Source organism: Spirosoma radiotolerans (assembly GCF_000974425.1).
GTDB classification, from domain to species: Bacteria; Bacteroidota; Bacteroidia; order Cytophagales; family Spirosomataceae; genus Spirosoma; species Spirosoma radiotolerans.
On record NZ_CP010429.1, the window covers coordinates 3,211,939 to 3,235,692 of the forward strand.

The window sequence follows — 23,754 nt, forward strand, 5'->3', positions numbered from 1 at the left end:
GGGCTAGTAGCCATAAGACAAGCCAGCGTGAAAAATCCCCCAATCAATTTTTATTTTTTATCTATAAAATCCAAAAAAGGCTTTTCGAGCTGTTTGCAGCCACCTGCCAGCCTGACCATTTTTATCAAGCATACAGATTCCAGTCTTTGATCAAATTTTTTTAGTTGTCTTACCAGCGTTTTCGCTCTAGGCTTCGTCTGGGTTACAGGACTAAACCAGAGCGACCACCCATGACAAATCGACCTTTTCTGACGCGCCAGTGGCGGATAATCGTGACAGCAGCCCTGTTGGCTGGGGTTGACACGAGTTGTCGACCCGATGCCCAGGATACAACAACGCCACAGGCCAACTGCCGCATTCAGACCTACTCAACCCCAGCAGATCGGACGACCTACGCCTATGATCCCGAGGGAAAGCTCCTCGACTGGGAATTTAACCTGACCAATGGCGATCAGACGCTGAAAAGCACGTACACCTATGATCAGAATGGCTATCTAACGGCATCGACGCTGGTCCGCACGGACCGGTGGTATGTCAAAAGTGGTCAGCCAGCCCGGCAAATGACCACCACGCGAACCTATAGCTACAGCAATGGCCGCTTAACGGGCTACGTCAGTGAAAGTAGTCCCGGTTCGTCGCCCGGCAATAAAATTACCGGCACCTTCGACTACGACCCGAATGGGCAACTGCTGTCCGAAACAGCTACGTTCCGTTACACATCCGACCCAAAGTTATCTCCCGAGAATAATGGATTGATTGACGGAAGTCAACAAACCTGGACGTACCGCCAGAATCAGTTGGTTGATTACACGTATCGACCAAGTGAATCGGGAGCCATGACGCATCCCTATACAATTGTCGACGGGCGGATTACGCAAATCAATGCTAAACCCGCCTATGAATACGATAGCCAGGGCCGTTTGGTGAAAGCCATCGTTTACCAGCAGGACAACCTGAATTCGTACGCCATTACCGAATACGATCAGGGGAAAGCCTGGCGCGAAACGGTGCCGGCGTTTAAAGGCTTTCCTACAATCAAGTCCGTTACAGGTCTGGAAACGAACCTGGATGTCGCCATTGGGTTTCTGGGCTTCGGTGCTCCAACTGTTCCGAAAAGTTATACCTATTTTGCCGACTATCCCGGCCATGGTGTCGTTCAATTAACGAAACATACGTACGTCAATCAGTTGAATAGCCAGGGATTCGTTACGCAGACAACCGCTATCGGCACCAGCACGTATCCCGACGCGCCACCTCAATCCGATACCTTAAAAACGGTGTTCACCTATACGAACTGTAACTAATTGACGGCTTGATCGACCAGTCACTTCAGGCCTTGCTGCAAGGCTGTCGTCGGGGTGAGGAACCCGCCCAGCAAGCGTTTTACGAACGTTACTATAGCTATGCCCTGTCGGTTTGCCTAGCCTATGCCAGTAACCCCGAAGATGCTCGTGAAATCCTGAATGACAGCTTTTTAAAAGCCTTCAGGCATTTGGGTTCACTCAAGCAGGAGGACGCACTGCTGCCCTGGCTCCGACGGATACTGGTCAATACCGCCTTGGATTATTACCGAAAAAACCGCCAGCGGGCCGCCGATATTCCACTGCAAGGAGTTGATTATGAGTTAGTAGAGCCTTATCTCAACGAAGACGCTATTTTTGCCCAGCTTTCGGCCGAGCACATTCTGACGGTTCTGCATCAATTGCCCGTCCCGTATCGGCTTGTGTTTAGCCTCTATGTGCTGGAGGGGTACAGCCATGGCGAAATTGCCCAGCGGCTGGCCATTGCCGAAAGCACATCGCGATCTCACCTAAGTGAAGCCAACCGGCGGTTACGCCAGGCCTTGAGCGCCCAAACCATTCCCACCCATGAGCGAACAAAACGATAAGCGTCTCCACGATTGGGTACGCCAGTCGCTGGCAGCCCATCAGCCCGCCTACATCCCCGCTGATTGGGAACGCCTGAAACGCCAGCGCCAACGTCGGCGCAGGTGGCGGGGGGCGCTGTGGATCAGTGTGGGAATAGTGCTGATCGGTATGCTGGGCTGGTTATGGAGGCAAACCCGCACCGGTCGGCGGGTGCCCTCTGCACTGACAACGGTTCAGCCAACGGAGCTGCCGCCAACAGAAAGTCCCGAGCCTCGCCCAACGATCCGCCCGAAAACACCCGCACCTACTGCAGCAGTGAGCAGGGTTAGCCGCTCCCGAGCGGCTGTACTTCCTTCGCCACAGGTCGACCCGTTCCTGCTCCGATACCCGACCGAATCGATACCGGCGCTACGGATACCCACCGCATTGCCAACCGCGTTGACCGAGCGAATTCACCAGGGGCAACCTGTGGCCATCAGCCCCGAAGAAACGGCCATCATTCGCCAGGTAAAAACCGGCGACTTTGGCAGCGATTCCACGGCGTACCGGGTTTTAGACCGAAACCTACGCCAGTGGCCAGCCGCTGTGATCGTCTGCGATATGACCACGAGCATGTATCCCTACACCACGCAACTGCTTACCTGGTTCAGGAAAAACACGGCCGCCATTGCTCCACAGGGATTCGTCTTTTTCACCGACTGCGATAGTCTGGGGCAACAAACCCGCCCCGGTGGGTTGCCCGGCCGGATGTACGTTAGTCGGGATGTTCGCCCGGCCAACACCTTACCCCTCTTGCTGGAAGCGGCCCGCAATACGGTCAACAATAAGGATGACGCAGAAAATACGGTGGAAGCCCTGATCCGGGCGCAGACTGAATTCCCACAGGCCCGGCATCTCATTCTGGTGGCCGACAACCTGAGCCAGGTTAAAGACATGCCCTTACTGAATCGGCTAACCAAGCCGGTTCATGTGGTGCTTTGCGGCACGACCGGCAGCGATACGGCGCGGGCGTACCAACCCGACTACTACCAGCTTGCCGAGCAGACGCACGGTAGTATCCATACGCTGGAAGACGATCTGAATCCGGCCACCGTTTCCCCGACCCAAACGGTACGCGTAGGTACCCGCTATTATCGATACAGTCCTCGCCGAAAGCAATTCAAACTCACCCCCTACGACCATCGCCCTAGACGGTTTTTAAAGTTTGTCTGGCTTTAGAGCGAACAGCTAGCCAGGGCGATTTTAGAGCCAATCTATCTAAAGGTGGCAGCGGTCGTTCCATCACATTGAGTGACGAGGAAACTGCCATGTGTATCAAAGCATCTAAAGCAGTTGGGCTTGAGTTTTCAGGGGTAGATCTAATTCGGGAGAAGATGGGCAAAACCTACGTCACAGAAGTCAATGGAAATCCAGGCACGGGCATCATCGACATCACCAAAAAGAATCACTTCGCTGACTTAATTAAGTTCATCGAAACTAAGTCCAAGAAGAAAGAAAATATTCCGGCTCCAGTGCCTTTGCCAGACGCTGACAAAGACGATAAGCAACACCAAGAGAATGAAGAAGAAGCATCACTAAAGAGATACAAAGAGTTATCGGTTAAACAGGAGAAAAGTAGATTAGATTATAATGAATCTGCTTTACTATCTTTTTTCAAAAAGAAATTTGGGAATATTTAACTAATTCAAATATTAACTAACAATGAAACAAGAGCAAGATTTAATGAGTACAATGAAGCGACTTAATCGAGTTAAAAAAGAAGGAGGCTCAATGACGTCAGATGAACGTGCATTCTTTGATGAAACTTTAAAGAAAAGCAAAAAACTAGAATTAAGAGCGAGAGCAAGCACAAGTAAATAAATTAATTTTGATCTTTCACAGCTCTTACTGACGAAATTGAAGTCATCAACTAATAGAACTCTAAAGCTTACATTGTTTAGAGCTCTATTAGTTGATGACTTCAATTTATTGAAATTTTATTCATAACGTAATCAACCATAGTTTTTGCGTGACTGAACTTTTTACTCATTACACTTTTTACTGCTTTTTTTAGTGATGTAGATATATCAATATCTAATATACTATCTAAACTTACACCTACATTATCGTAACTATTCCTAAAACTATACATTGAAAAAAACATTGACAATAAAATTGATTTTGTAAAAAAATCTTTTTCATTGTCCAAAGCAAGTAAAACTTCTTTCATCCTGCTTGTATTACTATAAAATACAATTTCAATACTTTCTGAGTTACTAAGTATCGTCTGTCTATCTATCCCACATTTTGATAATTCATCTAAATAATAATTAATATCTGTTATAGGCTTGCTTAGCCAAACGGTAAAAAAGTTTTGCGCTAATGATATGTGTGTCCAGCCAGCAAACTTAGTGTAAGGAGAAGTAAAAAAGTCATCTTTCCCAAACTTTTTTATATATACTATTAACTCAGAAAATAGTTCATCAATGTCTTTTATATTATAAAAATATAACATATAAGTATTAGGGTCAGTTTTAATGGTATTTATAAATTCAATATCGTGATCTCTAAAAACACCGAATATATCAACATCTCGAAGAGCAATTATTTCATAAACCAAAGAGAAAATCTTTGGTTTATTATCTCCTCCTTTATCATACAATTTCACAACAGTATCTATAAACAAACTTCTATAGTCTTTGCTATTTGCAATTGAATCTAATGCGTCATAAGTTCCCATTACAGACGCTTCTGATTTATTAGTTTCCTTACTTCTACTTGAGTTAATTTCGTTCGACTCAGAAGTTAAAAGAAAAGAAAATGTATTGGCAAAAAGTTGCACTGTTTGCTCCTGAGATATGTTCTTAATAGAAGGCAATGCTCCTATTAAGAATTGGAGGCTTCTCCAATCCCTATCAATTTGCCTTTGGTAAATTCCATCTATAATTTCGTCGTCTGATTGTTCATTGTCGATCATATTGAGTAAAAGCTCAAATACGATATACCAGTAAGGATTAGAGATATACTGATCAACAATCATATCTCTTTTTTGAACTGCGTATTTTTTATCACAATTAGAATATATCCAGAAAGCTGTATAGTATTCTAGAAATGTTTTATGAGTAAAATTATTATCAAAATATATTGATCTTTTTTCTGCGTATGTAAGAAAAGACTCCGCTATTGTCCTTGCGGTTGCCCATTCACTTATCTTAAGCCTTAGCATAATAGAATTTGTAACAGTTGCTAAGGCGGTGGCGTTTGTCAATTTATCAGGAGTTTCACTCTGAATTTTATACTGCCAAAACGCTAAATCAGCCAATAATACTTCTTTACTATCTAATATTTCTTTATTTACTGAGAAGTCTAACTGCTTTATTGAATCCCATTTATGAACAAGTGTTTTAGTGCAACTTTGGTAAATCTCCAACTTAGATTCTGGAATTTTTAAATTATTTCTATACAAGATTACTATCAACGATAACAACAAAGGGTTTTTTATCAGATTAGACAATTCATCTTTCACTTGAGAAAACTCCTTTATCTCTATATTTCTCTTATCTTCATCAGTTTCTTCAAATTTATACCACTTATCAACATACTCAGTTATTTGGTCATCATTAAAATCTTCCATTTCAAACTCCAAATAACTATTATCAAGTTTTGCATCCTCGTATCCGACAATTCTAGATGTAACTATGGCTTTATTTTTATAGGTATTTGTGAAATTTACTATATCATTTTTAACGTTATATTTTTCATTCAAATCAAATATTTCATCTAATCCATCAAAAAATACTATAACTTTTTCGTTCAATAAAATTTCTTTCAAATCGTCAGTATTTATAAAATTTAGCCCATACTCTAGCTCAAACAAGTGGGGTATATAATTGAGCAAATTTTTACTATTTGTTTTCTTGTAAATAAGATACTTTCTTAATTCAATTCTTATCGGCAAATAACTGAAAATATTTTCTGCCGAAATAACGCTATCATCTTTATTAATGATGGCATATATTATAGCTCTTATTAACAGAGATTTTCCTGCTCCAGGATTGCCCAACACAACAATGTTATTCGGTATTCTTGTTAAGAAATCAGCTTCAATTATACAAAATGAATCTTTAGTTATCTTTACAGAGTTTTCAACTATCACTGCATCATCACTGTTTCCTTGTTTTTTATATTTAAAAAGCGGCTTTACAAAAATCTCTTTTAAATTAACTCTTGGTTTTTTATAAGTTTGTTCTATACCTAAGCCAAAAAAATTAACATCAATTATTGATGTTTTGAGACTACCAAAATAGTTTATCAAAAAATTATCGTAAGAAAACTTATTTTTAAATAATGTATTAAGCTTCTCTCTTATATCTACTACTCCCTCATTAACTCTTTTAGACTCATTTATTAATTGGCTCATACTATCGCTAGAATCCTTTACAATATCATATATTTTTTTATTCGAAATTATTAAATTAATTTTCGTATCAGTACTTAAACTTGATTTGATATTGGCAATCAAATCAATTAGAAATCCATCGGGTAGGGTATCAAAATCAATATATTGTTTGAGTACGTCTATTTCGATATTAGATTCAGTAAATAGCATCTTAAATAATTCATTCTTAATATCATCATTTTGTAAATAATTTTTAATATCTTCGCCAAAAGCATTTGGATATTTTTTATTTAGCTCGGAGGAAGCTTTTAACAAACATTTTTCAAATCTTTTATTAACTTCATCTTTTGAAAAACCTTTTATAAATGTATCTCCTCCTTTTTTTAATAACCAAGAACCAAAACCTGTTAAAGCGCTTGAAGTAATTAGTGGCATATACATTAATAGATTAAAGTGTGGAAATTCGAACTTGTATGAACGGTCTAGTTGATGTAATTCTACGAAAAATATTTGTACCCCCATTTGTACCCAATAAAAAACCCCGAAATCAGTCTGATTTCGGGGTTTTTTCGGTTTTTGTGGAGACGGAGAGATTCGAACTCTCGTCCAGTCAAGGAACCCGTCGTGCCTTCTACATGCTTAGGTACACTTAGGATTGTCGGGAATCGGCCCGGTGTGTACCAAACCAAGCTTCATCCGTAGGTGCTTGTGTCTTACTCGGCCGTTAACACCATAAACCGAGCCAGCGCTGCGAGTCGATGCCTCCTGATCCAGCCAGCAGCACGTAGGCCGGGGAGACAATGGCTATTGCTTAATCCTCCGGATTAGGCAGCCATGGCGTAGTTATATTCGCCAGTTATTGTTTTGACGATTTGTTTGGGCGGGAAATACCGTCAACTCCCGGCATGCTTACACGCGACCTCAGCAAGCTGTCAATTCCGGTCGTCCCCAAAACTGAAGCGCTTTTGCGTTTCTGCATTAACCTAACTTGTTTCATGGACCTTTGGTTCGCCGATTAAGCCCATTAATCACACATTTTTTTAACCCGATCAGACAAACATATCCACGCCAAAACAGTTATTAAGGCAGCGAATGTAATCAATATGCCGTTATGGCGATACGTTCATGACGTCTACCTCGTTCGAAACCCTTCTGTATCAGCATCTGACGCCTTTATTCCAACGGCACCAGTTTGTGCTGCTGCCTGAAAAGCGGCAATATCGAAACCTAACCGATGCAGGGTTTCAGACCGTCATGCTGTTTCCAACGTTTTACGATCACGAAACGATACTGGATGTTCAGCTTGGCTGTCGGAATGATCAGGTAGAGCAAATCGCCCAACAGTTTCAGACCAGTCAGGCCATCAGCCGCCCGGATGCCAATACGCTTACCGCTTTCATCACTCAATTTGCGGATTACTCGTCGGCTCGATTCAGCATTCACTCGGAGAAAGAGCTTCTCGCTGTCTGCGATCAGATCGAGCAGTTTTTTGTTTCCGTCGGCTTTGATTTCCTGACCGCGTCCTGTGCACTGCCCGCCATTGACCGACTGCTGAACGGGCAACCCGAACAGCTCTGTCCGTATGTTCCCAATCAGATGCACCGGTGCTACAAAGGACTCATCGCGGCCAGCCTGAATCACAACCGGCACTTCAAAGACCTGGTCGATACGTATCGGCATGTTTTTGTTCAACAGACACAAAACTCCTACGAGCAAATTCGCTTCGAACGGTTGATCGCCTTTCTCCAACACTATTCCGCCAATTAGCCGGAGGCTTATTTTACAGTAAATAGTGGATTCCTGATTTGTCATCCCTCCTGCGTCGGGATGACAAATACTCATTGTAATCAATTAACTATAAAGCTATTCATTATTTACATCAACTTCACGAACGCTTTCGGATCACAAACTGCTCAATGGCTGTGGCCAGGCCGGGTGTGATCGGTAGGTCGGGCTTGCTGTAGGTTTTAACGTTCTCTGTTTTATCTGTTCCTTCCACGTTTTTAAGGATGTGATTCATCGCGTCGAACAGCATCAGGGTCGCATCGGGTCGGGCGGCTTTCAGTAATTCGGCATCGGTGACGGCCACCTGCAAGTCTTTTTTGCCCTGAATAATCAGGACCGGGCCATTGTAAGCTTTGATCACAACTGCCGGATCGTATTTCATCATCGAGATCAGTCCGGGCTGTGCTTTTGCCGACAGCTGGGCTTTTAAAATCGGATTTTTAGGATGCACCATCTGGCCATTCCGCAACGAATCCAGTGCGCCATCCACCTCAGCCTGAAGTTCGTTGGGGTTGCCTGCCATGCGTCCCTGCTCTTTCATCACATCGACAATATTACGCCCCGCCCCGGCTATTGACACGAACCCGTTAGCCTTTGTTTCCTCGGCAGCGAGCATGCCGACCAAAGCGCCTTCTGAATGCCCGGCCACAACAACTTTCGAGAATCGTTTGTCGGCCTGTAGCTGCCGGATAAAACCGACGGCATCTGATACATAGTGCCCGAAAACGAACTCCTCCGGCTTGATGACCATCTGGGCGGCTTTCAGGTTTGTACCGGAGCCCCGTTTGTCATAACGGGCTACGGCAATTCCCCTGCTGGCAAGGCTATCGGCCAGCATCTTGAACGCATTCGTTTTCAGGCCGTATGGATTATTACAATCCCGGTCTGTTGGCCCGGACCCGGCAATGAGCAACACCACTGGCACGGCTTTTTTATGATTACCGGGCAGTGTCAGCGTGCCATCGAGGGTTAATTCGGTCCCGGCGGGCACCGTTACGCGATAATGCATGGGTTCTTCCGTCTGGGCGAGCGATTGTAGACAGATGGATACCAGAAGAAAGATGAGACAGGAAAGACGTTTCATAGTGGGGAATAAAAAGAGCTGAATTACAGTGACTGGCAGACAGGCCACAAATTTGGCTTTGCTGTGTCTATTTATGGCGTTACCTTTGTTAACCGGTTAACAACTTACCTGATTTTACAGAAGTTTCCGAACCTTGTTCTGAGTTGGATACTGGACACTAGTTAATACAATAACTGCTGATTTTATATGAAGCCCCTTCAAATTCGCTTAACCACACTGACCGTCCTTGTTCTTGCAACTGCTTTGTTTCGTCTGGTGCCTCACTGGCCGAACTTCACGCCCATTGCGGCTCTGGCCTTATTTGGCGCAGCAACGTTTGAGCGGAAATGGCTGGGGTTGGCGGTTCCAATGGCAGCCATGCTGCTGAGCGATGCGCTTATTGGTTTTCATGGCAGCATGGGTGCGGTCTACTTTAGTTTTGCCCTGACCTGGCTCCTGGGCCTGTGGGCAGTCCGCCGGACAGCGTTGCAGCGGCCCTCGGCCGGGCGCATTGCAGCCGCTTCGATTGCGTCGTCAATCCTGTTTTTTCTGATCACGAATTTTGCGGTCTGGTACGGCAGTACGTATTACCCACAGACGGCCGCCGGGCTGATGACCTCTTATGCCGCTGGGCTGGCCTTTTACAATGGCTCCAACTTTTTCCTGAATGGCCTGGTTGGCGATTTATTCTTTAGCGGCCTGCTGTTCGGCAGTTATTACCTGCTTCAGCAGCGGTTTATGGTGCTTCGGCCTGCCCGCCGGTAGTTCTGTTACACCACAGGTTCACTGCTTTTCCTAGATTACACAAGTGCCACGGTTTATTCAGGAACCGTGGCACGTTTATTTTCTATACTTCCGGTTGATCAACTCAGCTACCAGACCCGTCCAGCCGGTTTGATGGCTGGCACCTACCCCACGCCCGTTGTCGCCGTCGAAATATTCGTAGAACAGAACATGGTCGCGGAAGTGGGGGTCCTGGTATTTGGCATGCTGCCCAAAGACCGGGCGTTTTCCATTGGCATCGAGGGTAAACAGGCTAATGAGTCGGTTACTCAACTCATGAGCAACCTGGGTAAGCGTAATCTGTTGCCCGGACCCAACCGGATATTCAACCGTAAAACTATCCCCAAAATAGTGGTAGAACCGATCCAGACTCTCGACCAGCAGGTAGTTTACGGGCATCCAGACCGGACCTCGCCAGTTGCTGTTGCCGCCAAACATACCACTGTCACTTTCGGCTGGCGTATACGTCAGTCGGAAGGTCGTACCATTCAGGGTAAATTCATAGGGGTTATCCTTGTACACCTTCGATACAGCCCGAATGCCATGCGGGCTTAGAAACTCCCGCTCGTCCAATGCTTTCGACAGCAGTGCTTTCAGGCGAAATCCACGCAACAGGCTAAGTAATCGTTTTTCGTCGACCCCTTTTTCCGTATAACGCGACACCTGATTATACAAATCAGGTCGGTGGCCCTGAAACCAGGCCATTCGCTGGGCAAAGGCCGGGTTTGCCTGTAACAGTTCATCATCCAGCACCTCGACTGCAAACATCGGAATCAGGCCCACCAATGTTCGAACCCGCATGCGTTGCACACTGCCATCGTCCAGGCGCAACTGGTCGTAAAAGAAGGCGTCCTCTTCATCCCAAAGCCCTACGTTGCTGTTGCCAATGTTCGTGATGGCCCCGGCTATATAGAGGAAATGGTCAAAGAACTTGGTCGCCATTTCATCGTAGACGGAGTCGTGGCGGGCCAGTTCAAGGGCGATCCGCATCATGTTGAGGGCATACATTGCCATCCAGCTGGTGCCGTCGGCCTGCTCCAGATGACTATTACCGGGAAAGATCGTATTCCGGTCGAAAACACCGATGTTGTCGAGGCCTAAAAAGCCCCCCTCAAAAATGTTGTTTCCTGATTCATCTTTCCGATTCACCCACCAGGTAAAGTTGAGCATCAATTTGTGAAAAATGCCCCGCAGAAACGTTAAGTCCTCGTCGCCCGGTGGCTTGCGTTCCAGCTCCAGGTGGTAGATACGCCAGGCCGCCCAGGCCTGTACGGGCGGGTTTACATCCGAAAAATTCCACTCATAGGCAGGTAGTTGGCCGTTAGGATGCATAAACCACTCATTGGTGAGCATCATCAATTGCTGTTTGGCCAGACCAGGGTCAATTAGCGAGAGGGTTACACAATGAAAGGCCCAATCCCAGGCCGCATACCAGGGGTATTCCCACTTATCGGGCATGGAGATAACCCCGGCATTGATCAGTTGAAGCCAGGTATGATTGCGGCCGTGCAACCGCTCAGGCGGTGGCGGTGGGCTATTCTCATCGCCGGCAAGCCAGCGCGACACGTCATAATAATAATACTGCTTGCTCCACAGCATACCGGCAAACGCCTGCCGCTGCACCAGTCGCTCATCCGGGGTAGCTTCGCCTGGGTGAATCTGGGCGTAGAATTCGTCCGCTTCTTCTTTTCGCTTGTTGAAAATTGTATCAAAATTGGCAAATGGTGCCGTCAGGCCCGTACCCGTCTGACCCGTTGCTTCGAGCCGAAGGCGAACAACCGCCGAGCTGCCGGGCTCTATCGTCACCTGATAATGCGCGGCAGCCTTGGTACCCGTGTGCGCCGGATTGACAGTATCGGTTCCGTATACAACATGATCGTGGATGCCATCTTTGGGATAACGGGAACCCGTATGCGTATCATACAGCCGGGCCATGTTGGTTTCGTTTTCGCAAAACAGCCACTCCGGATTACCTTCGGCGTGTAAGACGTAACGCCCCAAAGCGGAGTCTTCAACGGAGACGGTTTTGTCAGGCTGCAGAATGAGCGACGGCCGGTAGTTTGGCACCCCATCCGAATCGTCGCCAAATACCCAGGTGTTTCGAAACCAGAGGGTTGGCAGCACATGCAACGCTGCCGCTTCGGGTCCGCGGTTATGCACCGTTATGGTCATCAGGATATCCTGCGGGCCGGCTTTGGCATACTCGACAAAGACATCGAAATAGCGGTCGGCATCAAATATACCCGTGTCAAGCAATTCAAACTCAGGGTCCAGTCTGCTCCGGCGTCGGTTTTCGCTTAACAGCTGTTCATACGGATAAGCCGCCTGCGGGTATTTATAAAGCATTCGCTGGTAGGAATGCGACGGGGTGTTATCCAGGTAATAATAAAGCTCTTTTACATCTTCCCCGTGGTTTCCTTCGGCATTGGTCAGCCCGAAATAGCGCTCTTTCAGAATCGGGTCTTTTCCATTCCAAAGTACGAGCCCCAGACAAAGCTGCTGCATGTCGTCGGAAATACCCGCGATGCCCTCCTCGCCCCACCGGAAGGTGTAACTGCGGGCCATGTCGTGGGTTGTGTAATTCCAGGCATCTCCGTTCGCGCTGTAATCCTCGCGCACAGTTCCCCATTGTCGGTCGGAGACATAAGGGCCCCACTGCCGCCAGGCTGGATCTTCTAAACGATGGTGTTCGGTAGTCAAGTGCGATACGGTGTACAGTGTGTGATGTAGGGTGTAGGATGTATGGTATAAGATGTAGGATGTAGGATATATGATTGCCAGAATTCATACACCATATATCCTACATCATACACCCTATATCCCTTACTCCTATCCATTTGATGCGAAGCCTTCAAAAACGGTCATGCCACCATCGATAAAGATGCTGGCGCCCGTAATGTAGTCCGATTGATCCGAAGCCAGAAAAACAGCCAGGTTACCGATGTCGGCAGGCTGCCCAATCCGATTGTATGGAATCAGGGTCATCAGGCTATTCAGCGCCTGGGGCGTTTCCCAGGCCGACTTGTTGATAGGCGTCTGAATCGCACCTGGACAAATACTGTTCACCCGAATCCGACGATCACCGTATTCCTGCGCCAGCGATTGCATCAGCATTTTAACGCCACCCTTCGACGTCGCGTAATTGACGTGACCGCCCCAGGGGATGAGTTCGTGTACGGAGCTCATGCAAATGATTTTTCCGGTTGCTGCGGACACCTCGGGGCGCGGCCCACGACGCAAAAATTCGCGAATGGCCTCGCGGGCACATAGGAACTGCCCTGTCAGGTTAACGCTAATTACAGTGTTCCACTGTTCCAGGGTCATTTCGTCAAATTTTGCATCCCGCTGTAAACCCGCGTTATTGATCAAAATATCGACCGTTCCAAACTGGGCGACAACATCCGCAAACAGTTTAATCACCTGATCTTCCTTCGTAACATCGCACTGAGCAACGATACCCGTACCGCCCTCATTTGTTAGCTCACTTAATACGGCATCGGCCGCATCCTTACTGCTCTCGCCCGGGTAATTGACAACTACCGTTGCCCCGGCAAGGGCCAGCGATTTTGCTACGCCTGCGCCTATGCCACTACTTGCTCCGGTGATTATGGCGACCTGCCCTTTTAATACCTGCTCCATGAATTTCTTTATAGGTTTAGTCTATAAGCCCCTTTCACCTGATTTTGTTAAGGTCAATCAACAAGTCATCGCTTCCACGATTTAGGTTGTAAACGTACAGCAGGGACAGCGGTCGTCCAACAAATTAATCAACTGTTAATCTATTAAACGCCCGAAAAAACGCCTGACATCCTCTACTTCAAATTTGTACTATTTTGAACAAATTGTATTTTAAGAAGACAAACTAGGTTCACAAACGTATAGAGTCCTAAAATTTAGAATTATTAGAAAAATACAATTCATAAGTAAAAAATATGGACTTGTTGTACTTTTCCAATAAACGCCCTAATTTGCTCAGAAGGAATATAATTAAAAAATGAATGTTTCGTAAAACACTGGTTTTCAGCTAGGGCCCTATTGCATTAAATAGGGTTAGACCCACACCTTTGTCCCGGTAAAACAAAAATTTCAAACCAATGAAAAAATTCCGTTTAACAGTAGCTGTTCTTTTATCAGCAATCAGTCTGGCAGGCATGGGAGATGCTAAAGCTGACACAGGATCAGGAATGAGTGGTGTGAAAGTTGAGAAGTCCGAACAAAAGAAAGTACGCATTTATACACAGCCGGGAGCATCGGTTGACGTGGCGATCATGGACGCAGACGGCAACATTCTCTATCGGGGATTGATTTCTAAAAATGCCAAACGGGCTACCTCGTTCAACCTGAACAATCTGCCGGATGGTCAGTACTACCTGACTGCCAGCAACAACGCCTGGTGGATGTCGCAGGGATTAACGATCAAAGCAAACGCGCTTAATGTAGACGAACGCAGCCTGCAACAAATGACCGAACCAACCCTGACGGCTTACGAAAAAAATAAAATTGAAGTAGTTCTGCCCGCAAAAAACATTAAAGAAGCAAACGTAGCGATCTACGATGCACAGAATGTTCTGGTGCAGACGGACACGTTCAAAGGCTCGGTTCGCCGGTTCGATTTGTCAGGTCTTCCTGATGGTGCCTACACATTTGTTGTTGGCCCCAACGAGAAGAAGTTCATCTCTCGTGTTGCTATTCAACACTAAGGGTTCTGCGGTGTAAAGGTATTCGCCTTCGGGTTGTTCAGTACACTTTCTCAACACACGTGACTAGTCTTTTCGGACAAGCTAGTCACCACTACATTCCGGCCCGCTGCTTTCGTAGGAAATGCAGCGGGCTTTTTTGTGTACGCCATTGGCTTTTACACACATTGCATAGAACCACTCAAACGACTATTCAAGCATGTTCACGTACCGCTCTATTACTTTATTCTTTATTTACCTGTCGATCATATTGAACAGTTCTTAGTCTAACGATTCACCTTATCTATTAAATAATAATTAAACGTATCAATCTATATACATAGTAGGGACTTAGTTTATTTACAAATTTTCCTTTTCGAAAACTTTATAGATTTAAATAATACATATATATACACTTAAGCAAATATTATACACTTTTTTCGCCCTAAAGTATTCCATACCTCTTGTAGGAATGTATATTTGAGAAATTCTATAAACAGAACACCCATGATACCCATAAATGAAAAACTTAAAGCAATTTTCATTGCACTAAATACAACTCCCCATAAATTTCTAATTGACCACCAGTTTAATCGAATGACGATTTACAACATAGTTGGTGGGAGAACTAAACCCGGTTTAGAGATATTAGAAAGGCTTTGCCAAGCCGAACCCAGAATTTCTGCGGAGTATTTGTTACGGGGAGAAGGACCTCCTTTACGAGACCCCGGCAAGGCCAGTTCCACTGCTCGACAACTCCGCGGGCGTCAGGCCCACTCGTCCATCAACAGGCAAGTGAAGTCCGATGGACAGTGACTCCCAAACTAAAGCCATTCCTTTTTATACATGCCCCACCTGGAAAGAGTGGGGCATTTTTTTGCCTTGCCGCTCATGCCTGACCCAGGGCTATGCAGCCAGACTATTGCTTTTCATTCGCAATACAGCCAGTTCCTTCATTTTACTTTCAAAAACAATATCCAGCTCTTTACCGTACGTATTCACGGGTGTGTAAATCCAGTCGGCATGCGCTTCCCGGCGGGCTGTTGGGTCTTCATACTCCCGACGAGAATTGGAGAAATGAAAAACAGGTCTGACATCCCAGGTATTGTAGGCGACCATAAACGCTTCCTCTTCAGTCAATTGCCCCGGATTGAGCGCGTGATGGAAGTAATCAAAAACGATGGGTATACCAATCGTCTCATGCAGATAAACCAGATCCTCAACAGCATACAGAGTTACCCGATCATCGTTTTCAATGGTCAGACGTGCCCGGAGATTTTCGGATAATAAAGCAAAGTTGCTGGCGAACCGTGCCAGTGTCGCGGGTTTGTCGCCATAGGTTCCGCCCACGTGAAAATTGATTTTATTCCAGTGCGACGGTTTGAGACCCATCAAATCGAACACTTCCGATTGAGTTTCGAGATCTTTAATCGTATTGTCCAACACCTTCCCTTGCCCGGCCAGCTGATTAAAAGGACCCGGATGAGCCGTTAACCGAATGGGTCGGCTGCCAATTTCCTCCAGCGTCTCCCGGATGTCGACATAGTCAGGTAAATCCGTAAATCGATACTCCGACGACCAGGGGAATAAGTCGGAAGATATGCGAAATATACGAAATCCATTTTCCAGATTCCAGTCAACAATTTTTAGCAAATCCTGAACATTTTTCAACGCCAGTTCCGACGCATATGCTGTCCCTCTCTCGGTAAACGTCTTCTTAATCATGCCCCGATTGCTGGTAATTTTTTCAGCCTGTAGACTCAGATTAATACAAGCATATCCGGCGTTTAGTGGTAGTTCGTCCATGAAGACTTAACTGAAATGCCTATCCACCGGTTTTAGTTTTTTACCGTTTGTTCAAAAGTCAGCTTATCCGAAATAAAAATAGCGGGAAGTGACTTACCTTCAATGGTCGAGTCACAGTGCCAATAGTAAAAGCTGATTAAAGTCAGAAGAGCGTATGGAAGACCTTACCCTTGAACAAATCAATGAGCTTGCCTCCGCTTATTGTGACATGGCTCGTTCGTTAAACGAGTTTCAGGTTGTCCATTGGTCACAACTAACGCATGAACAACAGTTGGACCTGAATGCCTATCAAAACAGTTTATTGGACCGTGCCCAGGCGATTCAGATGCGAACGACTCGCCCCGCGTTTACGAATGCGCATCAGATGACGGGGCGTATTCTGGAAGGAACCCACAAAGCCAGAACGAGCCTGCAACAGCTGGACGATCTGCCGGTTGCGATCAACGTCGGGGCTATTACCGTGGCGCTTGCTGCCTATGCCGCCCGCGCCAACGCCCGGGGTATTGAAATAGCCCTCCGCGAACTTGATGATTTAACCAAGGCCTAAGAAAAGGCTACCAATAAAAAAGGCGGGGAAACATAACTATGTTTCCCCGCCTTTTTTATTGAAGCGCTGTTGCTCTACAAAATCAAACCTGACGGCGATTTCACGCCCACTAATTCAATAGCAAACGTCAGATCCTGTCCGGCCAGCGGATGATTGGCATCCAACGTAACATGTGTATCGGTTAATGAACGGATAATCACCGGAATAGGTCGTGGATTGCCATCTTCGTGCATGTTGAGTGTCATGCCCAATTCAAGCGGAATATCGGCTGGAATATCTGAACGTTCCAGAGTAAAAATCATATCTTCATTGGCTGGCCCATAGGCATCTTCCACGGGGATATTGATGGTTTTCTTTTCGCCCTGGTTCATGCCCGTTATGCCATCATCGAACCCTTTAATAACCTGACCACTGCCAACAGTGAACTCCAGGGGCGATCGGCCTTCTGATGAATCGAATATGGTTCCGTCGCTCAGGGTTCCGGTATAGTGGACTTGAACGGTATCGCCAGATTTTGCTTGTGCCATATTGTTATGTTGTTTGTGGTAAAAGACGTTGCCATAAAAATACCGGAACTTCCGGCAAAGGTTGGGCTATACGCTAACTTTTGACGAACTACCGACCAAGGGCAAAAGTTCAAATTTTATGCATCAGCCCTGAACGTCCGCCCCCTCGAATCACCACCTAGCGAATGCCCCGTAGCGCTGTTTTCGACTCTATAGTTGGTGAAATACGACCCATTTCCAGGAAGTTACAGGTTTATAACTGGTTCACCTTGCGTTGATTAGCCATCTCCTCCTTCGTGGTTCTTGTTACGTATAAGTTAATCAAAAAGCAGGCGGAAATTTTTATATATTAGGATCTTATATATATTTACAGTAGATAGTTCATTAAACTACCTTTTTCCAACATGGAATCATCGGGCAATGAGTTCCTAAGGGGAACCCTCAAAACAATCATCCTGAAATTACTGTCTGAACAGAAACCCAACCCCACTGGCCAGTCCTCCTTCCGGCAAGGCCGTATGTATGGATATGAGATTACACAGGCGGTAAAAGAACGAACACATGGCGAAATAACCCTGACCTTTGGTGCTTTATATCCCGTGCTGCATAAGCTGGAACAGGAAGGATTGCTAACAACAGAAACGGAGGAAGTCGAAGGACGTCTGCGAAAATACTATGCGTTAACGCCACAGGGCACCCAAGCTGCGGTACAAAAGGTATCTGACTTCGAGCGCTTTATGGACACCATGCGCACCTTACTACAATTACCTGCCAACTTAGCTACAAGCCATTAAACAGCTTTTTTCACGAGTATAAACTGAGATAGCGTCATGAAAAAACTCAGCCCTCAACAACTGGCGACTTTGCATAACCATTTAATTCACAATGGCTCAACCGATGCACTGGTTGACGAACTGCTTGATCACCTCGCCTGCGAAGTCGAACGGTATCTATGGCTAGGGCTTCCTTTTGAGAAGGCGCTCGACGCTGTGCTGGAACAGGCCAATGTGAAAGCAGTCAGGCATTTACGCGAAACATATCAGATTGAACTGGCCATGACCGACGATCAACTGAAGCAGGCAAGCCTGGACGATATTGTATTCGAATTTCGAAACAAAGCCTACGGTGCTTACGATTTGCGCCAGGCTTACCCCACTACGTTGCGCAACGCGTTCATCATGGCCCTCGGTCTATTCATGATGCTCATGGCCATGATGGATGGTCTCAGTCGCCACGCTTGGTCCTACATGAGCCTGGGTGGGGTTGTCTGGTTAACTGGCCTGAGTGGCGTTACGTTTGCCGTCGTTAGCTGGTATATGCAAAGCACGCGTAAACAACAACTGTCTATGCACAGAGAATTACACTAAACTGATTAGAATTGTACCTATGGGCTATAGTCCGTAGTCTCTCTTGATAGACGAACTACGGGCTGAAGCCCATAGGTACAAGGCTAGTAGGCTCGGGCAAATACGACGCGCCCCGTTGATGGTTTACCCGAGAAAACATCGACGCCTTCTTCGGCTACCTGATCAAACGGAATGCAACGTATAGTGGCTTTAGTTGCTTCTTTTATAGCTTCTTCTGTTTCGCTTGTACCATCCCAGTGCGCCAGTATAAAACCGCCCTTTTCGAGCTGTTCCTGAAACTGGTCAAACGTATCGACGGTAAAGGTATTCTCCTGACGAAACGCTTTGGCTTTGGCGTAGATCGTTTCCTGAATTGACTCGAGCAGATTTTTTATATGCTCGGTCAGCCCATCGAATGGGACCGTTTCCTTAGTTTTTAGGTCGCGACGAGCAACTTCAACGGTTCCGTTTTCCAGGTCACGGCCACCCATAGCCAGCCGGACTGGAACGCCCCGGAGTTCATATTCGGCAAATTTCCAACCGGGCTTATTCGCGTCGGAGTCGTCGTATTTTACCGAAATACCGGCCTTTTTCAACTCCTGCACCAACGGCTTGATCTTGGCAGAAAGTAGTTCCAACTGTTCTTCGCTCCTGTAAATCGGCACGATCACCACCTGGATTGGCGCCAGTTTGGGGGGCAATACCAGGCCATCATCGTCGGAGTGGGCCATAATCAGGGCGCCCATAAGCCGCGTTGACACGCCCCAGGAAGTGCCCCAAACGTAATCCAACTGGTTCTGTTTGTTCAAAAACTGCACCTCAAAAGCTTTGGCAAAGTTCTGCCCCAGGAAGTGCGAGGTACCCGCCTGAAGCGCCTTTCCGTCCTGCATCATGGCTTCAATACATAACGTATCATCCGCCCCGGCAAACCGCTCATTAGCCGTTTTTGTCCCTTTGATAACGGGCAACGCCATCCACTCTTCGGCGAACTGGGCGTAGATATCGAGCATCTGCCGCGTTTCGAACTGAGCTTCTTCAGAGGTTGCGTGGGCTGTGTGGCCTTCCTGCCATAAAAACTCGGTGGTACGCAGGAAAATACGAGTCCGCATTTCCCAACGCACGACGTTGGCCCACTGGTTAATCAGCAACGGCAGATCGCGATACGATTGAATCCAGTTTTTGTATGTACTCCAGATTACGGTCTCTGACGTTGGCCGGACTATAAGCTCTTCTTCGAGTTTAGCTTCCGGATCAACGATTACGCCCGACCCATCCTCGGCGTTTTTAAGCCGGTAATGCGTAACCACGGCACATTCTTTAGCAAACCCTTCTACGTGCGAAGCTTCTTTGCTCAAAAAGGATTTGGGGATAAACAGAGGAAAATAAGCATTCTGGTGACCGGTCTCTTTAAACATGTCATCGAGAGCTCGCTGCATTTTTTCCCAGATTGCAAACCCATAGGGCTTGATAACCATACATCCCCGCACTGCCGAGTTTTCGGCCAGGTCGGCTTTTTTAATTAATTCGTTATACCACTCGGAGTAGTTTTCACTACGGGACGGAAGCGCTTTTGCCATGCGTGAACGGGTCAGAACGAGTCAGGATTTGAGGGTTAAATCAGCGAGTGGCCATGGCTTACAGGTTTCAAAAACGAATCGTTTGACCTTACCTGCTGAGGATGGCTACCCTTGGTTCTTCCTAAATCTCCAGGGACTATTTCTAACTTTTATTTAAATAGAATTAAACCTTTAGTAACAAAATGGAATCTAATGGACAAGAACTTGCAAAGATAGGTTTTTAGTCTATTTTTGTAATCAAACAGGTCATTCCTGTGTTATATATTGAAAGAGTTCTCAATATGAGCCTTTATTACTTCAATTCCTTGGCCAAATGAAAACGCAACCCTTATATCGCTACCTATCTCTGGCCGCGCTGATGGGCATCTGGAGTTGTAGCTCCAGTAAGCAAACAGCCCAAAATGCAGGAGAGATGGATGATTTATACGGCAACTCCGGCAACGCTGCCGTGTATGCCAGTAACTCATCCGACTATTCTTCGGTCGCTCCGCAGACATCTCGTCAGCAGCAACGCCTTGACCGGCAACAGCAACGATCGCGTAATGCGAACCCGGACTATGTTGACGATCAGACGTATAATTCGAACGGAAGCAGCAATACGGACGAATACTATGCTGACCTGAGTGCCCGTAAGCTCAACCGTGGTCTTTCCCCTGATCCAGGCTGGAACGACACGGGAACGAATGCCTATAATTCAGGCTTCGTAAACGGTTATAACTCGGCTACAACATCGGCATATAGCTGGAATCGCTGGGGTTTCAACAACACTGGTTTTTACAGTGGTCTGGGACTTGGCCTGGGTTTAGGCGCGTTTGGGGGCTATGGCGGCTATAATAGTTTTGGGTTTGGCTTCGGCAGTCCCTTCTATTCGCCTTTTTATGGCAACTCATTTGCTTATTCGCCATTCGGCTACTCTCCCTTCGGCTATGGTGGCTACGACCCTTTCTATAGTTCGTATGCCTTCGGTGGCTATGGTGGCTATTACAGTCCCTTCTATTCACCCTTCGGTTATAGTGGGTATTACGGTAGTCCTGTCTACGTAAACAATGTTTATGTGGCCGGTGCTGATCCATACCGGAACCGGACATACAGCCGCACAACAGCTCGTTCGGCAGGTCGCTTCAATGCGCCATTCGATAATTCAGCCCGCACTTATAATCCAAGCGGTGGCCGAAGTGCCAATACGGGCTCTGCCAGCACAGCAACACGTAGTAGTAGCGACGGGTATTATGCACGGCCAAGCAATGGTAGTAGCCGGGGTTCTTATTATTACGACAATAGTGGTAGTGGAAACGGCCGCTCAGCCAGTAGCTCCCCTGCCACAGCACCAGCTTACAACAGCAATTCGGGTAATGATTATTATGCACGGCCACGGGAAAGCAGCCGGGGTAGTTATACGCCCTCTACGGGTAACAGTGGATATAGCGGTGGCGGCCGTAGCGGCTATCAGCAGTCTCAGCCAAGCTATCAGCAGCCATCGTATCAAAGCCAGAGCCGGGGTAGCTACCAACAAGCTCAACCCAGCTATCAGCAGCCAAATTACAGTGCGCCAAGCCGGAGCTATAGCGCACCAAGCTATAGTGGCGGTGGCGGCTTCTCCTCTGGTGGCGGTGGTCACTCGAGTGGTGGTGGCGGACGTGGTCCACGCTAATACACTAAATTAATTTTCGAAAAAATCCCCGCTGATCAGGACAATTAGCGGGGATTTTCGTTTTGTATGTGTTGTGCTGACTACGTAATTGCCAGAGACCTATTAAACGTTCAGATCTTAATTTGTTCTAAGTCCTAAAACCCGTAGTACACGCCACCAATCGTATTAAAAACATGAATAAACAGTTCTCCTTATCGGTAGCCCTCGTGCTACTATCTCCGCTGGCATTTGGTCAGGGAGCGGCTTTCGACTATGCTGATGACGCTTTCCGTTATTCTGACTTTACTCAAACCGGTACGGCCCGTTTTCGGGCTCTTGGTGGAAACCATGCCGCCCTGGGTGGCGACGCCAGTAACCTGTTTGGTAATGCAGCTGGTCTGGCTTTCTACAATCGGTCTGAATTAAGCATCAGCCCTACCTATACGTCCGTCAACAACCAGAATTCGTTTCTGGGGCAGCAAACGAACAGTACAGGTGGCAAACTCAGCATTGGTCAACTAAGTCTTGTGCTGGCCGGAAGATCAGATAACAATCGACGCTGGCGCCGGACCGCTTTTGGCATCTCGTTTTCTCAATCGGCGAATTTTTACAACTATACGGATGCACGCGGGTTGAACAATAACCCCAATTCGTCCATTGCCCAGACCTATATTAATGCCGCTAATAATGCCCAGTATAGTGAACAAGAACTGAGCAACGCGTTTTATCCCGGCGACCGCAGCGCCGATTTTAGAGAAGCAGCCGCCTATGGCTTGTTTCTTATCAATCCTACTGATTTGGGCACGAACGGTTCAGGCCCCCCTTACACGCGTTTTGATGCGACAAAACAAAAAGACCAGCGCGCAACCCTCACTCGATCAGGAGCCCACTCTCAATGGTCGATTTCGTATGCTGGGAACTTAGATGATAAGTTATACATCGGTGGGTCTATTGCGCTAACCCGGCTGAAGTATTCATCTGAATATAATTTTCTGGAAAGTCCGGTTGGGGGAGTCACCTTTTCCAATTATGGGCAAACAAACACTTTCAATGTTACAGGAAATGGCATAAATGCTTCGCTTGGCTTGATGTATAGATTGAGTCCACAATTGCAGGTAGGAGCTACGGTCGTAACACCAACGTTTAGCAGTGCCAACGAAGTGTTTGGGCAAACGCTGACGGCGGTTGCTAAGGACCCGAACCTACAATTGAAAACAAACAGCGTCGATGTACTCGACCCATCCAACAACTTTGAATACTCCCTTCAAACGCCTTTGCGGGCGTCTGGTGGAGCGACCTATTTTTTGGGTAGTGGCAAAATCGGATTCATCACCGCAACGGCTGAATACGTTGGTTACCAAGGCATGCGCGTTCGTACGTCTTCATTCACCAACCAACAGGACAACGTCGATTTCAAAAATGATGTAACTGGATTCGTGAAGGAAACGTATCAGAATGTGGTGAACGTTCGGGCAGGGGCTGAGATCCGAGCGGGCTTGTTACGGCTTCGGGCAGGTGTTGCTTATTTGCCCAGTGCTTACAAAATCGACCTCGACCGCGTAGCAAAATCAGACCGGGACAGAATCCAATTGTCGGCAGGTTTAGGCGTACGCAATGAGCGCTTCTTTGCTGATCTGGCAGGTACTTACCTGACCTATAAATCAGGGTTTACGCCGTTCGAACTGCCCAATGCCGTTGATACACCAACCATTGCAACCACGAATCGGAGCACGAGTGTTATGTTATCTGTCGGTGTGTTTTTCTAAAATAATACAGTATAAACTAAGAA

Annotated in this window: 20 protein-coding genes and 1 other RNA gene; 13 read left to right on the forward strand and 8 right to left on the reverse strand. The window is 46.7% G+C overall.

Annotated elements, in window-relative coordinates; all coding sequences use genetic code 11:
- Positions 1-230 precede the first annotated feature (230 nt).
- Genes SD10_RS13030 through SD10_RS29675 form a run of 5 tightly spaced genes read left to right on the forward strand, consistent with a single transcriptional unit; the run spans position 231 to position 3,728 of the window.
- Entirely contained in the window at positions 231-1,304 is a 1,074-nt protein-coding gene (locus SD10_RS13030) for a DUF2963 domain-containing protein (protein WP_046574182.1), read from the forward strand.
- An 8-nt stretch (positions 1,305-1,312) separates the two neighbouring features.
- Positions 1,313-1,888, forward strand: coding sequence for an RNA polymerase sigma factor (locus SD10_RS13035; protein WP_052731177.1), 576 nt, complete (start codon positions 1,313-1,315; stop codon positions 1,886-1,888).
- The gene (locus SD10_RS13040) at positions 1,869-3,086 is read left to right on the forward strand and encodes a hypothetical protein (protein WP_046574184.1); all 1,218 of its coding nucleotides are present in this window, start codon (positions 1,869-1,871) and stop codon (positions 3,084-3,086) included. The genes SD10_RS13035 and SD10_RS13040 overlap by 20 nt, the downstream gene beginning before the upstream one ends.
- Positions 3,077-3,547, forward strand: a complete 471-nt coding sequence (locus tag SD10_RS13045) for an ATP-grasp domain-containing protein (protein ID WP_082111591.1) — start codon at positions 3,077-3,079, stop codon at positions 3,545-3,547. The genes SD10_RS13040 and SD10_RS13045 overlap by 10 nt, the downstream gene beginning before the upstream one ends.
- Before the next feature lie 22 nt (positions 3,548-3,569).
- Positions 3,570-3,728: a hypothetical protein gene (locus SD10_RS29675; protein ID WP_158500567.1), complete on the forward strand. Its 159-nt coding sequence runs from the start codon at positions 3,570-3,572 to the stop codon at positions 3,726-3,728.
- Between the two features lie 100 nt (positions 3,729-3,828).
- Here SD10_RS29675 and SD10_RS13050 read toward each other — a convergent pair whose 3' ends face one another.
- Positions 3,829-6,681, reverse strand: coding sequence for an NACHT domain-containing protein (locus SD10_RS13050; RefSeq protein ID WP_148562441.1), 2,853 nt, complete (start codon positions 6,679-6,681; stop codon positions 3,829-3,831).
- Positions 6,682-6,822: 141 nt separating this feature from the next.
- Positions 6,823-7,196, reverse strand: a transfer-messenger RNA (tmRNA) gene (ssrA, locus tag SD10_RS29120).
- A 175-nt stretch (positions 7,197-7,371) separates the two neighbouring features.
- Between ssrA and SD10_RS13055 the strand changes: the two genes are divergently transcribed.
- Positions 7,372-8,013 (forward strand): hypothetical protein, encoded by a 642-nt coding sequence (locus SD10_RS13055; protein WP_046574187.1) that lies wholly within the window; start codon positions 7,372-7,374, stop codon positions 8,011-8,013.
- 118 nt (positions 8,014-8,131) lie between these two features.
- Here SD10_RS13055 and SD10_RS13060 read toward each other — a convergent pair whose 3' ends face one another.
- On the reverse strand, positions 8,132-9,115 hold the full coding sequence (locus tag SD10_RS13060) for an alpha/beta hydrolase family protein (RefSeq protein ID WP_046574188.1): 984 nt from the start codon (positions 9,113-9,115) through the stop codon (positions 8,132-8,134).
- Between the two features lie 186 nt (positions 9,116-9,301).
- Here SD10_RS13060 and SD10_RS13065 point away from each other — a divergent pair, with 186 nt between their 5' ends.
- Positions 9,302-9,859: a DUF6580 family putative transport protein gene (locus SD10_RS13065; RefSeq protein ID WP_046574189.1), complete on the forward strand. Its 558-nt coding sequence runs from the start codon at positions 9,302-9,304 to the stop codon at positions 9,857-9,859.
- Between the two features lie 75 nt (positions 9,860-9,934).
- Here SD10_RS13065 and SD10_RS13070 read toward each other — a convergent pair whose 3' ends face one another.
- Complete coding sequence (locus SD10_RS13070; RefSeq protein WP_046574190.1) at positions 9,935-12,577, reverse strand: MGH1-like glycoside hydrolase domain-containing protein; 2,643 nt, start codon at positions 12,575-12,577, stop codon at positions 9,935-9,937.
- A 129-nt stretch (positions 12,578-12,706) separates the two neighbouring features.
- The gene (locus SD10_RS13075; protein WP_046574191.1) at positions 12,707-13,516 is read right to left on the reverse strand and encodes an SDR family oxidoreductase; all 810 of its coding nucleotides are present in this window, start codon (positions 13,514-13,516) and stop codon (positions 12,707-12,709) included.
- A 455-nt stretch (positions 13,517-13,971) separates the two neighbouring features.
- On the opposite strand from SD10_RS13075, the gene SD10_RS13080 reads away from it, so the two are divergent.
- Entirely contained in the window at positions 13,972-14,577 is a 606-nt protein-coding gene (locus SD10_RS13080; RefSeq protein ID WP_046574192.1) for a DUF3244 domain-containing protein, read from the forward strand.
- A gap of 882 nt (positions 14,578-15,459) precedes the next feature.
- On the opposite strand, the gene uvsE is transcribed toward SD10_RS13080, so the two are convergent.
- Positions 15,460-16,359 (reverse strand): UV DNA damage repair endonuclease UvsE, encoded by a 900-nt coding sequence (gene uvsE / locus SD10_RS13090; protein ID WP_046574194.1) that lies wholly within the window; start codon positions 16,357-16,359, stop codon positions 15,460-15,462.
- 154 nt (positions 16,360-16,513) lie between these two features.
- Between uvsE and SD10_RS13095 the strand changes: the two genes are divergently transcribed.
- Positions 16,514-16,906, forward strand: a complete 393-nt coding sequence (locus tag SD10_RS13095) for a hypothetical protein (protein WP_046574195.1) — start codon at positions 16,514-16,516, stop codon at positions 16,904-16,906.
- A gap of 74 nt (positions 16,907-16,980) precedes the next feature.
- On the opposite strand, the gene SD10_RS13100 is transcribed toward SD10_RS13095, so the two are convergent.
- A complete protein-coding gene (locus tag SD10_RS13100) occupies positions 16,981-17,433 on the reverse strand; it encodes an FKBP-type peptidyl-prolyl cis-trans isomerase (RefSeq protein WP_046574196.1) in 453 nt (150 codons plus the stop codon).
- 383 nt (positions 17,434-17,816) lie between these two features.
- On the opposite strand from SD10_RS13100, the gene SD10_RS13105 reads away from it, so the two are divergent.
- A complete protein-coding gene (locus SD10_RS13105; RefSeq protein WP_046574197.1) occupies positions 17,817-18,206 on the forward strand; it encodes a PadR family transcriptional regulator in 390 nt (129 codons plus the stop codon).
- Between the two features lie 36 nt (positions 18,207-18,242).
- Entirely contained in the window at positions 18,243-18,779 is a 537-nt protein-coding gene (locus tag SD10_RS13110) for a hypothetical protein (protein ID WP_046574198.1), read from the forward strand.
- A gap of 83 nt (positions 18,780-18,862) precedes the next feature.
- Here SD10_RS13110 and proS read toward each other — a convergent pair whose 3' ends face one another.
- Entirely contained in the window at positions 18,863-20,335 is a 1,473-nt protein-coding gene (gene proS, locus SD10_RS13115) for a proline--tRNA ligase (protein ID WP_046574199.1), read from the reverse strand.
- 313 nt (positions 20,336-20,648) lie between these two features.
- Between proS and SD10_RS13120 the strand changes: the two genes are divergently transcribed.
- Together SD10_RS13120 and SD10_RS13125 are read left to right on the forward strand one after the other, a co-directional pair.
- Entirely contained in the window at positions 20,649-21,986 is a 1,338-nt protein-coding gene (locus tag SD10_RS13120; protein WP_046574200.1) for a hypothetical protein, read from the forward strand.
- A 173-nt stretch (positions 21,987-22,159) separates the two neighbouring features.
- Positions 22,160-23,731, forward strand: a complete 1,572-nt coding sequence (locus tag SD10_RS13125; protein ID WP_046574201.1) for a hypothetical protein — start codon at positions 22,160-22,162, stop codon at positions 23,729-23,731.
- The last annotated feature ends 23 nt before the right edge of the window (positions 23,732-23,754 follow it).

Coding starts and splice junctions, on each gene's coding strand:
- SD10_RS13105 (WP_046574197.1), top strand. CDS start 17,817: ATGGAATCATCGGGCAATGAGTTCCTAAGGGGAACCCTCAAAACAATC.
- SD10_RS13050 (WP_148562441.1), bottom strand. CDS start 6,681: ATGCCACTAATTACTTCAAGCGCTTTAACAGGTTTTGGTTCTTGGTTA.
- SD10_RS13080 (WP_046574192.1), top strand. CDS start 13,972: ATGAAAAAATTCCGTTTAACAGTAGCTGTTCTTTTATCAGCAATCAGT.
- SD10_RS13060 (WP_046574188.1), bottom strand. CDS start 9,115: ATGAAACGTCTTTCCTGTCTCATCTTTCTTCTGGTATCCATCTGTCTA.
- SD10_RS13100 (WP_046574196.1), bottom strand. CDS start 17,433: ATGGCACAAGCAAAATCTGGCGATACCGTTCAAGTCCACTATACCGGA.
- SD10_RS13040 (WP_046574184.1), top strand. CDS start 1,869: ATGAGCGAACAAAACGATAAGCGTCTCCACGATTGGGTACGCCAGTCG.
- SD10_RS13095 (WP_046574195.1), top strand. CDS start 16,514: ATGGAAGACCTTACCCTTGAACAAATCAATGAGCTTGCCTCCGCTTAT.
- SD10_RS13065 (WP_046574189.1), top strand. CDS start 9,302: ATGAAGCCCCTTCAAATTCGCTTAACCACACTGACCGTCCTTGTTCTT.
- SD10_RS13030 (WP_046574182.1), top strand. CDS start 231: ATGACAAATCGACCTTTTCTGACGCGCCAGTGGCGGATAATCGTGACA.
- SD10_RS13075 (WP_046574191.1), bottom strand. CDS start 13,516: ATGGAGCAGGTATTAAAAGGGCAGGTCGCCATAATCACCGGAGCAAGT.
- SD10_RS13120 (WP_046574200.1), top strand. CDS start 20,649: ATGAAAACGCAACCCTTATATCGCTACCTATCTCTGGCCGCGCTGATG.
- SD10_RS29675 (WP_158500567.1), top strand. CDS start 3,570: ATGAAACAAGAGCAAGATTTAATGAGTACAATGAAGCGACTTAATCGA.
- SD10_RS13055 (WP_046574187.1), top strand. CDS start 7,372: ATGACGTCTACCTCGTTCGAAACCCTTCTGTATCAGCATCTGACGCCT.
- proS (WP_046574199.1), bottom strand. CDS start 20,335: ATGGCAAAAGCGCTTCCGTCCCGTAGTGAAAACTACTCCGAGTGGTAT.
- SD10_RS13110 (WP_046574198.1), top strand. CDS start 18,243: ATGAAAAAACTCAGCCCTCAACAACTGGCGACTTTGCATAACCATTTA.
- uvsE (WP_046574194.1), bottom strand. CDS start 16,359: ATGGACGAACTACCACTAAACGCCGGATATGCTTGTATTAATCTGAGT.
- SD10_RS13125 (WP_046574201.1), top strand. CDS start 22,160: ATGAATAAACAGTTCTCCTTATCGGTAGCCCTCGTGCTACTATCTCCG.